We start from the raw sequence: 14,286 nt of genomic DNA on the forward strand, positions 1-14,286 counted from the left end.
AAACTCACTCCCCGGCCCGACGGATCGTGGCGCGAACCGCCACCGATCCGTCGGGCTGCGGGGTCATGGTGAGCGTTTCGACGACCAGCCCCTTGTCAGCGAGCGAATCGAGCCAGGACAGCGCGCTTGTGGCGCTGGCGTCGCGAATGATGATCAATGTCGTTCGCCCACCGCCGCCGGGCTGGTGCGTCTGCAACACAAGTCCCGCCGTCTGCGCCAGACTGGCCACCTCCTGATCTATCGGCGCCTGATCTATCGGCACCTGATCGACCGGCGTGACGCGCGGAGCGTTGCGGGAGGGACGATCAGGGCCAAGTGTCCGGATTGCCGCCAGCACTTGTGCGCTGCGTCTGGCGCTGTCGGCTTGCCGCGCACGAGCGGCGTCGAATGCCCGCCCGACCGGCCATATCAGGCCATCGACAAGCACGACCGCCAAACCGAGCCCGAGCGCGGTGAGCACCAGGAACCGCTCGCGCGCCGTCAACGCCTGCAGCCAGTCCTTCAGCCGCCCGATCATGGCGCCCGCACCGTGATCGCCGCCACGATTGCGCCGGTTGCGTCGGGCACCGGGGCGGGTGGCACGGTGACGGCCCAACCGTCGCGTTGCAAGGCGATCAGCAAGCCGTTGACATCCTCCACCCGTGGCGCGGCGATGGTGAGGTGCAGCGTTCCGTCCCCGGTCCAGGCCAGGTCGCGCAGGGTCGACGAGGGGGTCGCCCGAATCGCGAGCAACACCGCCGCCAGAGGTGCTGCGAAACCAGCCGCACCAGTCCCGCGCCGGGTCTGCGCCTCACGCACCAGTTCTTCCGCCGAGGCAAGATCGGTCGCGCGGATGCCGTGACGCTGCGCTTCGGCCACAACCGCCGCTTCGGCGTCGCCCGCCGCGCGGTTCCAGCGGCCGATGCTCGCCAGCATCACCGCCAAGCCAAGCAAAAGGCACAAGCCGGTCATCCGCGCCAGCGGCGGCCAATCCAGTCCGGACAAGAGCGCAGCGCGGCGCGGCGCAAACGATCCCTGCCGCAAATCGAGCGGCGGCGTCAGGAATGTCGCCAGCAGCGCGTGTTCCAGTTCGCGGTCGACGATGGGTGTCGGCGGCAACATCTGTCCCAACGTCTCGACCAGCGCCGGTTCGCCGACAAACGCCGCATCGAGCGAACGTGCAATGCATTGATCGCCAAGCCGTGCCACGACCAGCCCCGCATCCGGTCTTGGCAGCACCAGTGCAGCCGGAACCAGCGCAGCAGGATCGATGCCCAGCCCGGCGCAAGCCGCCAGCCAGTGCTCCATGTCGTTCATGCCCGGATGCGCGACGAGCAGGCGGTCGCCGTCGGTTGCCGCGACCGCGCCGTGGAGCGGTCCATCGCCGATCACCGGCGCTTCCAGCCGCGCGCTGGCCAAGGCCTGGGCGCATGACAAGCCCGGAGGCAGCGGCAGCTCACGCACCGGAGCCAGCGCCGCCGGGACCAGCACGACGACCGGCGCCCCGGCGACTTCCAACGGCAGCCTTGCCACGGCATTGGGCCCGATCACGGCACCGCGGGCGCTGTCGATCCGCCACCAATGCAGGTCGGCATCGGCCCGTTCGGGCAACAGCAGCAGGTAGCCCGAGCCCCGCATCCGTTCAGCCGCCATCGTCATGAATGTCGGCCTTGAGGTCAGCGCCGCCCGGCCTGCCATCGGCGCCGAGCGAAAACAGGTCGTACGCATGGCCATCGGGTCCGGGCACCTGATACTGGTAGGCGTGGCCCCAAGGGTCGGTCGGCAACGCCTTGACATAGCCGCCGGGGCGATAGCCTTGCGGCATCGGCAGATTGGCCGGTGCAACCTTGAGCGCGCCCAACCCTTGCGCCTGATCGGGATAGCTGCCCTGATCCAGCCGGTACATCTCGAGCGCCTGCGCCAGTGTGGCGAGATCGCTGCGCGCCTTTACCACCATCGCTTTGTCCTGACTGGGCAGCACATTGATCAGCACCACCGTGGCCAGCAGGCCGATGATGAAGATCACCACCATCAGTTCGATCAGGCTGAAGCCTGCGTCGGACGACCGTGTGCGGGCGGATGACGGGTGTGCGGGCATGGGCGCTAAAGTCCGGTCAGGGTCTGCAATTGCAGGATGGGCAGGAGGATCGACAGGATGATGAGCGCGACCAGCGCCCCCATGACGATGATGATCGCCGGTTCGAGCAGCGCCAGCGCGGTGCTGGAGAACGCTTCGAATTCACGGTCGAGGTAGTCGGCCGCGCGTTCGAGCATGGGGCCGAGCTGGCCCACCGCCTCACCACTTGCGGCAAGATAGACCAGCAACGGCGGGAAACCCGACACTTCTCGCATGGCCGTCGACAGCGCAGCGCCCGCGCGGACGTGCCGGGTGATCGCCTCAAGCCGCGCCGCCTGCACCCGGTTGTTGACAGTGCGGGCCGCCAGGCGAAGGCCATCGACCAGCGGCAATCGTGCTTCGATCATCGCCGCCAGCGTGCGCGCAAGCCCGGCAGCATGGACATCGCGGATCAACCGACCGGCCAACGGCAGGCGCAGCACAACCGCATCGACGCGCTGTCGAAAGGCCGGCTTGCGCAGGCCGCGAGCAAACGCCGCGCCTGCCAACACGGCGCCCAGCGCCAGCAGCCAACCCCATGCCCCAACGAAGCGCGACAACCCGATCACGGCGCGCGTCAGCCAGGGCAACTGGCGACCCGATTCGTCGAACTGTTCGACGACGCGCGGCACCACCCAGATCATCAGCGCCACGACCACCGCCAGCGCGACCAGCGCCAACGCCACCGGATAGGCCAGCGCGGCCAACACCCGCCCGCGTATTTGTGCTTGCCGTTCGAGCAGTTCGGCCATGCGTTCGGCGATGGCCGGAAGGCTGCCCGAATGCTCGCCCGCCGCGATCATCGCGCAATAGATCGGCGGGAAACTCGCCCGGTACAGCCGCATTGCTTCGGCCAATGGCATGCCTTCGACAACGCCGGCGTGTACCGCCAGCAGAATGGAGCGCGCGGCCGGTCGCTCGGTCTGGCGGGCAATCGTGCGCAGCGCCTCTTCAATCGGGCACACGGTGATCAACGATGCCAATTGCCGCGTGAACAGCGCCAGTTGCCGGGCCGACAGCGTGCGCGCGGTAAGGCGCTGCCTGACGCGATCGGCAAGACTGATCGGAAAGGTCGCCGCGTCCGCAGCGATCGTGAGATCGCGGTGCAGCCGGAGGACATGCCACCGTCGCTCAGCCAGACGGCGCGCGGCCTCTGCCTCGCCCGGCGCCTCGATCGCGCCGCGCCGTTCGCGCCCCTTCGGATCGACCGCCTGATAGGCATAGCGCGCCATCAGCCGTCCTCCTGCCGCAGGATCCGCGCCGCTTCTTCGGCGCTCGTCAGCCCCTCGCGCACCAGCCGCCGTGCCGCCTTTGCCAGACGCGGAGCCTCGGCAAAACCGATCGCCGCGATGGCCGTCTCGGCCGCTCCATCGTGGATCAATCGGCGCAGCGCATCGTCAACCCGCAACGCCTCGAACACACCGACACGGCCGCTGTAGCCGGTATTGCGGCAATGCGCACAACCGGCGGCCGTCCAGACGGGTCGACCGGTCTTCATGCCCAGCACGCCTGCCAATCCCGGCTCCAGCGGCGCTTGCGCCCGGCAATGGGTGCACAGCCGCCGTACCAGTCGTTGCGCCACCACCGCGCGCAATGTGGACGCCAGCAGGAACGGCTCCACCCCCATGTCGCGCAACCGGGTGATCGCGCCGACCGCGTCATTGGTGTGGACGGTCGAGAGCACCAGATGGCCGGTCAGCGCAGCCTGCACCGCAATTTCAGCGGTTTCACGGTCGCGGATTTCGCCAACCATGACCACATCGGGATCCTGTCGCAGGATCGCCCGCAGCCCTGCGGCAAACGTCAGACCGATGCGCGGGTTCACCTGCGTCTGCCCGACCCCGTCGACCGCGTACTCGACGGGGTCTTCGACCGTCAGGATATTGCGTTTTCCATCGTTGAGCGCGCGAAGGGCGGCATAGAGCGTGGTCGTCTTGCCCGACCCGGTCGGCCCGGTGACCAGCACCACACCGTTGGGCTCGGCCAAGCCACGGCCAAGCACCGCTGCGGCGTGCTCCGACAACCCCAGCGCCGCAAAGTCGAGCCCGGCGTTGTCCTTGTCGAGCAGGCGCAAGACGACGCGTTCGCCCGCACGGCTTGGCAGGGTCGAGACGCGCACATCGACCAGCTTGCCGCCAAGGCTCAGCGCGATGCGACCGTCTTGCGGCACCCGGCGTTCGGCGATGTCGAGCCGGGCCATGACCTTGATCCGGCTGACCAGCACCGGCGCGACATGGGGCGGCATGCGCAGCTTTTCCGACAGCACCCCATCGCTGCGCATCCGCACGACCAGCGCCTGTTCGTAGGGTTCGAGATGGATGTCCGAAACGCCCTGCCGTAGTCCCTCGGCGATCAACCCGTTGATCAGACGGATGGCGGGGGCATCGTCGGCCCCATCGAGCACGTCCTCGGCGCTCGGCAGGCCCAAACCATCCTCGCCATCGAGACCTTCGGCAAAGTCGCCGGCCATCGCCGCAGCCGCGCCATCGACGGCATAGGTTTCAGCCAGCAGCCGTTCGAAGGAAGCCGCAGGAACGTCCCGCACCGCCAGCGGAGCCCGGACCAGCCGCCGCAAGTCAAGCAGCACCAACGGATCGCCGCCTTCGCGCCTTGCCACGGCCACCACGCCATCCGCGCTGACACCTTCGACCAGCATCCCGGCATCGCGCGCCAGTGGATAGGGCAGGGCAACCATCACGTCAGCCTTGGGGCCGTGCCGGAGCGATCACCGCATCGCCCGGCATCGCCGCAGCAGGGGGCGTGCCCGACGGCGGGGACGTGTCCGGTTGCAGGGGCGGGGCGACCGGCAAGGCAGCGCCCAGATAGTCGGCAATCAGGTCATCGATGCCCGGCTCGCGCGTCGGATCAAACCCGGTCTCTGCCTGCCGGACCGCACCATAGCGCCGTCCGGTCAGCGCCGCCCGGTCGGCACCATTGCGCAAGATCGTGGGGCGGATGAACACCATCAGGTTGGTCTTGACCCTGCTTTTCCCGCGCGATTTGAACAGTTCCCCCAGCACGGGCACGCTCGACAGCAAGGGCACTTTCTCGATGGTGCGACGCTCATTGTCGTCAAGCAGCCCACCCAGCACGACGATTTCCTGATCCCCCACGGTCACCGTCGTCCTGATCTCGCGCTTGTTGACGATCAGTTCGCTGTTGCTGCTCGACACCGGTCCGGCAATCGAACTGACCTGTTGACGCAGATCCAGCCGCACTTGCGACCCGGCGTTGATCTGCGGCGTGACGTCCAGTTCGATCCCCACGTTCTGTCGCTGGATGGTGCGGAAGGTGTTGCCGAAATTGGCCTGACTGACCGCCTCGCCCGTAGCGACGGGGATTTCCTGACCGAACAGGATCGAGGCGGGAACGTTGTTGTTGGTGGTGATATGCGGGGTGGAAAGGATGTTCGAATTGGTGTCGGACCGGATCGCGTTGATCAGTGCCCCGAAGAACCGACCATGGCCAAGGTCCGTGGCATATCCGCCGAAGCCGCCGCTTGCCCCCAGCACGGCTTGCGCCGCCTGATTGCGCAAGTAATCGCCCGTCGGTGAATTGTAGGTGGTGGTCACCGTGCTGCCGTTGACCACGGTCGTCGATTGATCGAGCCGGTCGGCATAAAGCCCCCCGGCAACGCTCAGGATGTTCGGCGCCGCATTGCTGAAGTTGCTGACCGCAAAGGGAATATCCTTGCCCCCCAGCAGCATCTGCACACCCAGCTTTTGCGCCACCGTGTCCGACACTTCGACGATGATCGCCTCGACCAGCACTTGCGCCTGCGGCACGTCAAGCTGGCGGACGAGGTCGGCGAGCCGCTTCTGATCGTCGAGCGCGCCGCCGATGATGACCGCATTGGCACCGGGATAGCGGGTGACGGTAATCGCCGCGCGGCCGCCATCCTGCCTGATCGGCCCGGAACCGAGGCCGCCGCTGGTCGCGCCGGTGGGGTTTGCAGTGCCTTGATTGCTGCCGACCGCGTTCGCGTTGTTCAAGGAGCCCTGCCCTTGCCCGGCCATTCCCGCAGCACTGCCACCAACCCCGCCCAGCGAGACCGGAGCCTGCGATCCCGACGTGACCTCGGCCCCGCCTTGCGCACCGGCAAGACGTTCCAGCACCGGCACCAACACGGCCGCATCGGCATAATCGAGCCAGACCACGCGGATCTGACCGCCGCGCGCGGCTTCGGCATCGATCCGTCGGGCAAGGTCGGTCAACCGGGCAACGGTCGACGCATCGCCGCGAACCAGCACGGTATTGGCGCTGTCGACCGCGACCACGCTGGCGTTGCTTCGCGCGCCATCGGGGCCGCTGGCCGACAATTGCGTCAGCGCGCCTGCCACTTCGCGCGCCCCGGCATGTTCCAGCACCAGTGCCGCGCTATCCGACTGATCGCGGTCGATACGGCTGACAAGATCGCGAATCCGGCGCAGATTGTCGGCATAATCGACAATGACCAGCGAACCGGCGGCCTGATTGGCGGTGATCGAGCCTTCCTTGCTGACCAGCGGGCGCAGGGTTTCAACCGCTTGCGCTGCGCCGATCGTACGCAACCTCATGACTTCGGTGATCATCTGGTTGCGCGCCGCACCCTTGCTGCCGATCTGGCCAGGCTGGCTGGCGGCGCCATCGGCGGGCTGGATGCGAAAGGCGCCGTTGCCGGTGGGCACCGCGACCAGCCCGTTGGCGCGCAATGTCGACAGGAACACCTCGAAGTATTCCGAACGGTTGAGTGCCCGGTCGCTGACCACGCTGACTTTGCCCTGCACCCGCGCATCGACGATGAAAGTCCGGCCGGTGACTTCGGCCACGTCGGCCACGAAGGCGCGGACATCGGCATCGCGGACGTTGAGCTTGTACTGCGCAAGCGCGACGCCGGGCAGCATCAGTGCCAGTGCCAGCGTCAGTGCCGCGATCAGGACTGCCAACCGGCGGATCATGGCGCCTGTGTGCCATCAGCTTGCGGGGAAACGGCCCCATCTGCCGACTGATCAAGGTACAGCAATTCACGCAAGCCGCTCCGCGCCAGTTCGACATGGTCGAACGCCACGGCGGCAAGCTGGACCCCCGGTGCCACTTCTTCCCCCGGACGATAGAGCTGTTGCACCCCGTCAGCCGCAGCGATGATCGCGCTGCCCTTGCCGTCGACCTTGCCGTCAACTGTGCCCTCGACTGTGCCGTCGACCGTCGTGCGGGTGGCGAACAACCTGAGCGCCAGCGCCGTGACCATGGCGGTGCCGGCTTGTTCCGGTTGAGCAAGACCGGGGCGAAACGGATCGGCCGTGGCGAACAGACGCGCCCGCTCACCCGGTGGCAGCAGCCGCACCTGAGCCAAAGGCGCGGGGTCGGGTTGCCGGATGGGCGCGGCCAGCACCCATAAAGTGGCTGCCCCAAGCAGCATCGCGATTCCGGCAAGAAGCCACCACAGCGAGGCCTGCACGATCAGTCGCGCAGCCGAGCCGACCGGATCGGCGCCGCTGGCCCGCCTGCCATTATCCCGCCATCGTCTGAAATACCCTGCTGCCCGCGCCAAGCCCCGATGCCCTCCATCCGCGCCGAACCAACGGGTCCGCGCCGACCGGCATCGCTGCTATCACGCCAGCGACGCCGGTTCAGACCGGGGACGCACCCGAAATGGATGCGGCTGGCGGGCTATCTCCCGGTGGTGCCCCTGCAACATCGCAACCCAACAGGCGCGAATCGAGCAAGACTTGCGCAGAATCGGCGTCCTTCGCACCGTTGACGCTCTGCCCCAGCCGCAATGCCTCGCGATCGAATTCGGCCAGCGTTGCATCCTGTCCGGACGGGCTTGCCGCCACCGCACGGGCCAGCCAGTCCTTGGCCCTCGCCCGGAACACGGCGGCATCGGCCAAATCGACCTGCGTCGGCGTGCCCCCTTCGAGGATGCCCGCCAAAACCGCATCGGTAGACGCGCACACCAATGCGCGGGCATAGGCGTTGCGATCGATGGAGGCCGTTCGGCTGCCGTGGCGCGCGTCGCCTGCTTGCGCCGCCACAGGGGCGAAACCCGGTCCGGTGACGATGGCTGCGATGGCAGCGATGGCAGCGACGGCAGGAAGCGGCATTCCGGACCCTTTCGGCACCCGCCCGGCGGCGGTCGATGGAACCATGATCGCCAGCAAAGGGCGCTTGTCGAGCGGGTCGGACAGACCGTTTGCGCATCGTGCCGGGGCGGGACAGGCTTGCTGCCGAAGATGAATCGGGCGACAAGCGATCGGATGGCGATGCGTCTTGTCTCGCGGGCTATTCCTGCCCCACTGCACCGCGCGCTGCTGCGGCTGGCGCAGCGTGTGCGCCTGCGCTGGTGGGGACTGCGGCGGCTGGAGCAATGCGGCACGAATGCACTGGTGTTCGACCCGGCAGGGCGCCTGCTGCTGGTGCGCCATTCCTACCACCACCCCGACCGCTGGCTGCTGCCCGGCGGCGGCATGGCGCGCGCCGAGGCCCCTGCCATTGCCGCCGCGCGCGAAGTGCTTGAAGAAACCGCGTGCCGCGTGGCGGACCCGCTCTGGTTCGCCACCTTGCGCCGACCGATGCCCCATGGCTGGACCAACCGACTGGAACTGGTCTGGGGCACCACCGCCGATGCCCCCCGCGCCGACGGCCGCGAGCTGCTGGAAGCCGCCTTCTTCGCGCTCGATGCTCTGCCCGATGCGACGGCGGCGACCACCCATGACGTCATCGCCTTGTGGCAACAGCGGATGGCTTCAGAACGGCAGTGACGACTGCGCGGGCGCGCGGGTCGGCTCGTCCTTGTCCTCTGCCTCGCCGGTCAGCGCCGACAAGGTCAGCCCCATCAGGCGCACCGGCTGCGGCAATGGCAGCAAGGCATCGAGCAACCCTCGCGCCATACCGGCAAACTCGTCGGCATCGCTGACCGGCCGGGCAAGCGAGCGCGCGCGGGTGATCGTGGTGAAATCAGCCGATTTCAGCTTGAGCGTAACGGTCCGGCCCGCAGCGCCGCTGCGTTCGATCCGCTCCCACACGATCGCGATGATCCGCTCCAGCGCCTCGCGCAGCGCCGTGCCCGACGATATGTCGGTGTCGAACGTCCGCTCGCCGCCCACCGACTTGCGAGGCCGGTCGGCACGTACCCGCCGCAAGTCGATCCCCCGCGCGGCGCGGAACAGGTAATCGGCCTGCGCCCCGAAATGCGCGCGCAAAAAGGCGATGTCGTGCAAGCGCAAGTCGGCGCCGGTGCGGATGCCCAGCGCCGCCATCCGCTCTGCACCGCGCGGGCCGACCCCGTGGAACCGGCTGACCGGCAAACCCGCCACGAACGCAGCGCCTTCGCCGGGGCGGATCACGCACAGTCCATCGGGCTTGTTCTGGTCGCTGGCCAGCTTGGCCAGGAACTTGTTGTAGGAAACCCCGGCGCTGGCGGTCAAGTCGGTTTCGGCACGGATGCGCTGGCGGATACGCTCGGCAATGCGCGTGGCCGAGCCGATACCATGGCGATCGGCGGTAACATCGAGATAGGCCTCGTCGAGCGAAAGCGGTTCGACGTGGGGCGTGTAGTCGAGGAAGATCGCGCGGATCTGCTGGCTGACTTGCTTGTAGACCTCGAAACGGGGGCGGCGAAAGACCAGATCGGGGCACAGCCGCAAGGCGCGGACCGAAGGCATCGCCGAGCGCACGCCGAACCGCCGCGCCTCATAGCTTGCCGCCGCGACCACGCCCCGTTCCGCCGACCCGCCGACCGCTACCGGCAAACCGCGCAGCGAAGGCTCGTCGCGCTGTTCGACACTGGCAAAGAAGGCATCCATGTCGACATGGATGATCTTGCGCAGCGCCGGGCCGCCGCCATCGTCGTCGGCCTCCGCCATGCCGTGCACGTCCTCGTCCATCTGCCCGTCTTAGCCCAGCGCGCGGCAACAGACAAAGCACTGGGCAGGCATGGTGGTTCTGGCTAAGGGCCGGTCATGCTTGCAACAACCGCAGCCAAGCGCCAGCCCGATCCGGGCCGGGCCGAATTCATCGCGCTGATGGCCATGCTGATGGCGCTGCAGGCTCTGGCAATCGATTCGATGCTGCCCGCATTGGGCCAGATCGCGCAGGATCTGCATGTGGCCGATCCCAATCGGCGCCAGCTTGTCGTGGGCATCTTTCTGGTCGCAGCAGGCTTCGGGGCGCTGGTGCCAGGGGCCCTTGCCGACCGCTATGGCCGCAAACCGGTGCTGCTGGGCAGCTTTGCCGTATTCATCGCCCTGTCGCTCGGCTGCGCGCTGACCCCCAGCTTCGACATGCTGCTGGGCTTGCGCGCGGCGCAGGCGGTGGGCAGCGCCGGGCTGTCGGTGTTGCCCGGCGCCATCATCCGCGACCGCCATGGCGGCGACAGCATGGCCCGTCAGCTTTCGACGATCTCGATGGTGTTCATGCTGGTGCCGATGATCGCGCCGACGCTGGGGCAAAGCGTGCTGCTGGTGGCGGGCTGGCGCTGGATTTTCGTGATGCTGGCCGTGCTCTCGACCTTGGTCGCGGTCTGGGTCTATGTGCGCCTGCCCGAAACGCTGCATCCCGAATACCGCCAGCCGATCAGGCCGGGGGTGATTTTCGGCAACATGGCGATGGCGGCAGTGAACCGCGAATCGGTCGGCTACGTGCTGGGCGGAGCGCTGACGTTCGGCGCGCTGCTGGGTTACGTGAACTCGTCGCAGCAACTGGTGAGCGAGCATTTCGGGGCAGGACACTGGTTCCCGTTGCTGTTCGGCGCCACCGCGCTGGCGATGGCCTGTGCCAGCTTCGGCAATTCGCGGATCGTCGAGCGGTTCGGCGCACGACGGGTCAGCCATGCCGCCCTGTTCACCTATATCGTGCTCAGCACGCTGCAAGTCGTGCTGGCGATGCGCGCGGGCGAAACGCTGTGGCAATTCATGCCGGTGATGGCGCTCAACATGTGCATGGTCGGCTTCATCGGCGCCAACTTCGGCTCGATCGCGCTGCAGCCCTTTGCCGAGATCGCCGGGGCGGCCAGTTCGGTGCAGGCGTTTCTGCGGATGCTGATCGGGGCGACGCTTGGGATCATGATCGGCCAAGGGTTCGATGGCACCGCCCTGCCGCTGGCGCACGCTTATCTGGCCTGCGGCCTGACCGCGCTGGTGCTGGTGCTGTTCAGCGAGCGCGGGCGGTTGTTCGCGCCACCCCAACCGGGCGAGCCGCTGAGCGCGCTGGCCGAGGGGCACTGACTTCGGGGGCGTCAAGGCAGGGAGGGCGTTACGGCAGGGAGCAGGGAGTCAGGGCGCAGGGAGTCAGGCCACCGCCCGCAACACTTTCGGCAGGATGACCGCAGCGGGTTCGGGACGGCCGAACAGAAAACCCTGCATGGTGGAGACGCCCAGTGACCGGGCGACATCGCGTTGCGCGGTCGTCTCGATCCCGGCAACCGTGCAGTCGATCCCCAGTTGCCAGGCCAGCGTGACAATCATCGCCGCCATCGCCCGCGCACCGGCTTCGTCGACCAGTGCCGCCGACAGCTTGCGGTCGATGGTGAACTGGTCGATCGCCAAAGCGCGCAACGCGGCAAGGTTCGACCAGCCCGCACCGAACTCATCGAGCGCGATGCGGAAGCCCGCCTGGGCAAAGGCGCGCAACTGTTCGGCTGCCCGTCGCTGGTCGATCTGCAGCGCGCGCTCGGTCACTTCAAGCGTCACCATCGCAGGAACGGTGCCCGCGCGCGCCACGATGGCGGTCAACGCCTCAACCGCGCCTTGGCGGATCACGTCGCGCGGGGCCAGCTTGATCGCGATGCCGATGCCGGTCTGCGCCGGATTGCACTCTTCCAGCGCCCGTGTGAGGATCATCCGGGTCAGTTCGCCGGTCCGCCCGGTGGCATCGGCGATGGCCATGAAGCGCGACGGCGTGAACCAGTTCTGCCCATCGGGCGACCAGCGCGCATACGTGCCGAGCCGGATGATCTTGCCATCGCGATCATCGACGATCGGTTGATACAACAGCCCGATGCTGTCCTCGAGCACACAGTCGTTGAACTGCCGCGTGACCGCCAGACGTTCCTGCAACGCGGCCTCGTCCTCGGGACCGAACAGCACGACCGCGCCGTCGCGCTGCTCTTTGGCCTTGTACAGCGCCCGGTCCGCCCGCTCGAGGCAGGTCCGCACATCCTCACCGCTGGCGCGGTGCAGTCCGATCGAGGCGCAAAGCCGCAACGTTGAAGGCCCCGACGTGATCGGCTCGCTGATCGCGGCGATCAGGTCGCGACACGCGGCCTGAACCCCCTGCGCACCCAACAGCCCGTCGAGCAGGATCGCGAACTCATCACCGCCCAAACGGCCATGTGCCAGCACCCCGGGCCCTGTTGCGATCCGGTTGCTGACCGTGCGCAACACATCATCGCCCGCGGCATGGCCGTACGTGTCATTGATCAGCTTGAAGCCGTCGAGGTCGAGCAAGGCAAGCCATGGTGCCGTTTCGGCGTGGTCATCCAGATGCCGATCGAGCCGGGAAAGGATCGAGCGCCGGTTGAGCGCTCCGGTCAGGGCGTCGATGGTGGCGTGTCGGTAATGCTTCTGCGCCAGCCGTGCCGCCTGCCGCTCGCGCCGGGCCAGTTGCAGCCGCGATTTCTCTGCCCGCGCGAACGAGTCGTGCTGGCCATAGGTGACGACGACAAGAATCGCCGAGACCACCATCTGGATCAGCGCAATCCACACCGCGTTCGGATCGCCCTCGACAAAGAAGAACAGCGGGCCGGGCACCATGCACGTCGCCGCGATCCACAGCGCCGTGCGCGGTGCATGGATCAGCCCGAGAATGCCGCTGATCATGGTGACCGTCAGTGTCAGCAGCAGAACCGTATGCTGTTCGGCCGTGCCATAGGGATAAAGCGCAAGGCACCATATCTCGAACGCCAGCGAGAGGGCCCCGCCCAACGCGGGAACGCGGGCGACGTCGCGGCGCACGGTCTCTGCCGGGCGCCGGGCAATCTGGCTGGGGCGCCAGTACAAAGCGCGGTTCAAAGCTACCACGATGCCAAGCGGATGGACCACGAGCAGCCACCACGGTGCGACATGGCGAAAGTTCAGCGCCAGCAGGGTGGCATTGAACATGACGACGCAATAAAGCAGCGGAAGGCGCTGCGACAAGCCTGCGGCATAGGCCTCGGTCAACCCGGATCGGTCGGAGGCATGCCAGTCGGACCGCGTGTCACCACCGTTGTCGGCCTCGAGTCCGGCCGCATTCGCAGGGTTGGGCGTCGATCCCGGGGCCATCATCAGAGTTTACGTTCCGGCAGGTTAACGAGCTGTTTACAGATGCTCGAAAGGGGCTGGAACCACCGAGATCAAAGGTTGCCCGAGACTTGCGGGAACCCGTCCGGTTCGGCAGCGGTCAGCGCGGCGACCAAGGCCTTGACCTTTTTCTGTCGCCATTGCGGCATCGGTGCGACCAGCCAGTAACCACGGCGGCAATTCTCGACCGGGCCCAATGCGCGGACCCGGCCGGCCGCCACGGCGGCCTCGCCCAGCAACAACGGCACCCGCGCCTTGCCCAGACCGGCGGCGGCGGCGCTGATCGCGGTGCCTGCATCGCCGACCGAAAACTGCGCCTCACGCGAATCGCCATCGGGCGCATGATCGCCCGGCCAGCCGATCCATGGCGCTTCGGAGCTGGCGTTGGGTGCAGCCACCACCAGCGTACCGGTCTCGCCCAGCGCCACGCCTTCCAGATCGCCCGGACCTTCGGCCCAGCGCACCGCCAGATCGAGGTTGGCTTCGGTGAAGTCGGTTTCGCCATCGCTGCCGATCAGGGCAAACCGCAATTGCGGGCTGGTCAGGCGGAAGGCGGCGAGCCGGGGGCTGAGCCAGGCGGCAAAGAAATCGCGCGGGCAGGCGATCGTGTAGACATGGCTCGATTGTCCGGCCTGCATCGCCTGCACGCCTTCTTCGAAGCGCAGGAACCCTTCGCGGATGGCATCGAGCCCGGACACCGCCTCATCGGTCAGTTCCAGACCCTTGGAGGTCCGGCGGAACAGCACGACGCCGAGCAAATCCTCAAGCGCGCGAATCTGTTGCCCCACCGCGGCGGGCGTGACCGCAAGTTCGTCGGCCGCGCGGGTGAACGACAGGTGCCGCGCTGCCGCATCGAGCACGCGCAGACCATTGAGGGGCAGATGCGTCCGCTTCATGGGTTCCCTTCACGACGCCTGTGGCCATTTGTCAATC

13 protein-coding genes are annotated in these 14,286 nt (G+C 67.5%); 2 read left to right on the forward strand and 11 right to left on the reverse strand.

Annotated features, from left to right (window positions below; genetic code table 11):
* Nucleotides 1–4 precede the first annotated feature (4 nt).
* From gspM to LDN95_RS16140, 8 genes are all read right to left on the reverse strand, one after another.
* Nucleotides 5–517 (reverse strand): type II secretion system protein GspM, encoded by a 513-nt coding sequence (gene gspM, locus LDN95_RS16105; protein WP_226018607.1) that lies wholly within the window; start codon nucleotides 515–517, stop codon nucleotides 5–7.
* Nucleotides 514–1,638 (reverse strand): type II secretion system protein GspL, encoded by a 1,125-nt coding sequence (gspL, locus tag LDN95_RS16110; protein WP_226018608.1) that lies wholly within the window; start codon nucleotides 1,636–1,638, stop codon nucleotides 514–516. Before gspL ends, gspM begins: the two co-directional genes overlap by 4 nt.
* The gene (gene gspG / locus LDN95_RS16115) at nucleotides 1,622–2,077 is read right to left on the reverse strand and encodes a type II secretion system major pseudopilin GspG (protein WP_226018609.1); all 456 of its coding nucleotides are present in this window, start codon (nucleotides 2,075–2,077) and stop codon (nucleotides 1,622–1,624) included. Before gspG ends, gspL begins: the two co-directional genes overlap by 17 nt.
* A 5-nt stretch (nucleotides 2,078–2,082) precedes the next feature.
* The gene (locus LDN95_RS16120) at nucleotides 2,083–3,327 is read right to left on the reverse strand and encodes a type II secretion system F family protein (RefSeq protein ID WP_226018610.1); all 1,245 of its coding nucleotides are present in this window, start codon (nucleotides 3,325–3,327) and stop codon (nucleotides 2,083–2,085) included.
* Nucleotides 3,327–4,790, reverse strand: a complete 1,464-nt coding sequence (locus LDN95_RS16125; RefSeq protein WP_226018611.1) for a GspE/PulE family protein — start codon at nucleotides 4,788–4,790, stop codon at nucleotides 3,327–3,329. Before LDN95_RS16125 ends, LDN95_RS16120 begins: the two co-directional genes overlap by 1 nt.
* 4 nt (nucleotides 4,791–4,794) lie before the next feature.
* Entirely contained in the window at nucleotides 4,795–7,032 is a 2,238-nt protein-coding gene (gspD, locus tag LDN95_RS16130) for a type II secretion system secretin GspD (protein ID WP_226018612.1), read from the reverse strand.
* Entirely contained in the window at nucleotides 7,029–7,625 is a 597-nt protein-coding gene (locus tag LDN95_RS16135; protein ID WP_226018613.1) for a type II secretion system protein N, read from the reverse strand. Before LDN95_RS16135 ends, gspD begins: the two co-directional genes overlap by 4 nt.
* Before the next feature lie 79 nt (nucleotides 7,626–7,704).
* Complete coding sequence (locus LDN95_RS16140) at nucleotides 7,705–8,178, reverse strand: hypothetical protein (protein WP_226018614.1); 474 nt, start codon at nucleotides 8,176–8,178, stop codon at nucleotides 7,705–7,707.
* Between the two features lie 153 nt (nucleotides 8,179–8,331).
* Here LDN95_RS16140 and LDN95_RS16145 point away from each other — a divergent pair, with 153 nt between their 5' ends.
* A complete protein-coding gene (locus tag LDN95_RS16145; protein WP_226018615.1) occupies nucleotides 8,332–8,835 on the forward strand; it encodes an NUDIX domain-containing protein in 504 nt (167 codons plus the stop codon).
* On the opposite strand, the gene dinB is transcribed toward LDN95_RS16145, so the two are convergent.
* On the reverse strand, nucleotides 8,821–9,960 hold the full coding sequence (gene dinB / locus LDN95_RS16150; RefSeq protein ID WP_226018616.1) for a DNA polymerase IV: 1,140 nt from the start codon (nucleotides 9,958–9,960) through the stop codon (nucleotides 8,821–8,823). The two genes, LDN95_RS16145 and dinB, sit on opposite strands and share 15 nt — an antisense overlap.
* A gap of 75 nt (nucleotides 9,961–10,035) precedes the next feature.
* Between dinB and LDN95_RS16155 the strand changes: the two genes are divergently transcribed.
* A complete protein-coding gene (locus LDN95_RS16155) occupies nucleotides 10,036–11,298 on the forward strand; it encodes a multidrug effflux MFS transporter (RefSeq protein WP_226018617.1) in 1,263 nt (420 codons plus the stop codon).
* Nucleotides 11,299–11,361: 63 nt separating this feature from the next.
* Here LDN95_RS16155 and LDN95_RS16160 read toward each other — a convergent pair whose 3' ends face one another.
* Both LDN95_RS16160 and LDN95_RS16165 read right to left on the reverse strand, forming a co-directional pair.
* Nucleotides 11,362–13,338, reverse strand: a complete 1,977-nt coding sequence (locus tag LDN95_RS16160; protein ID WP_226018618.1) for a bifunctional diguanylate cyclase/phosphodiesterase — start codon at nucleotides 13,336–13,338, stop codon at nucleotides 11,362–11,364.
* Between the two features lie 68 nt (nucleotides 13,339–13,406).
* Nucleotides 13,407–14,249, reverse strand: a complete 843-nt coding sequence (locus LDN95_RS16165; RefSeq protein ID WP_226018619.1) for a LysR family transcriptional regulator — start codon at nucleotides 14,247–14,249, stop codon at nucleotides 13,407–13,409.
* Between the last annotated feature and the right edge of the window lie 37 nt (nucleotides 14,250–14,286).

This window comes from Novosphingobium sp. FKTRR1 (genome assembly GCF_020404405.1).
GTDB lineage: Bacteria > Pseudomonadota > Alphaproteobacteria > Sphingomonadales > Sphingomonadaceae > Novosphingobium.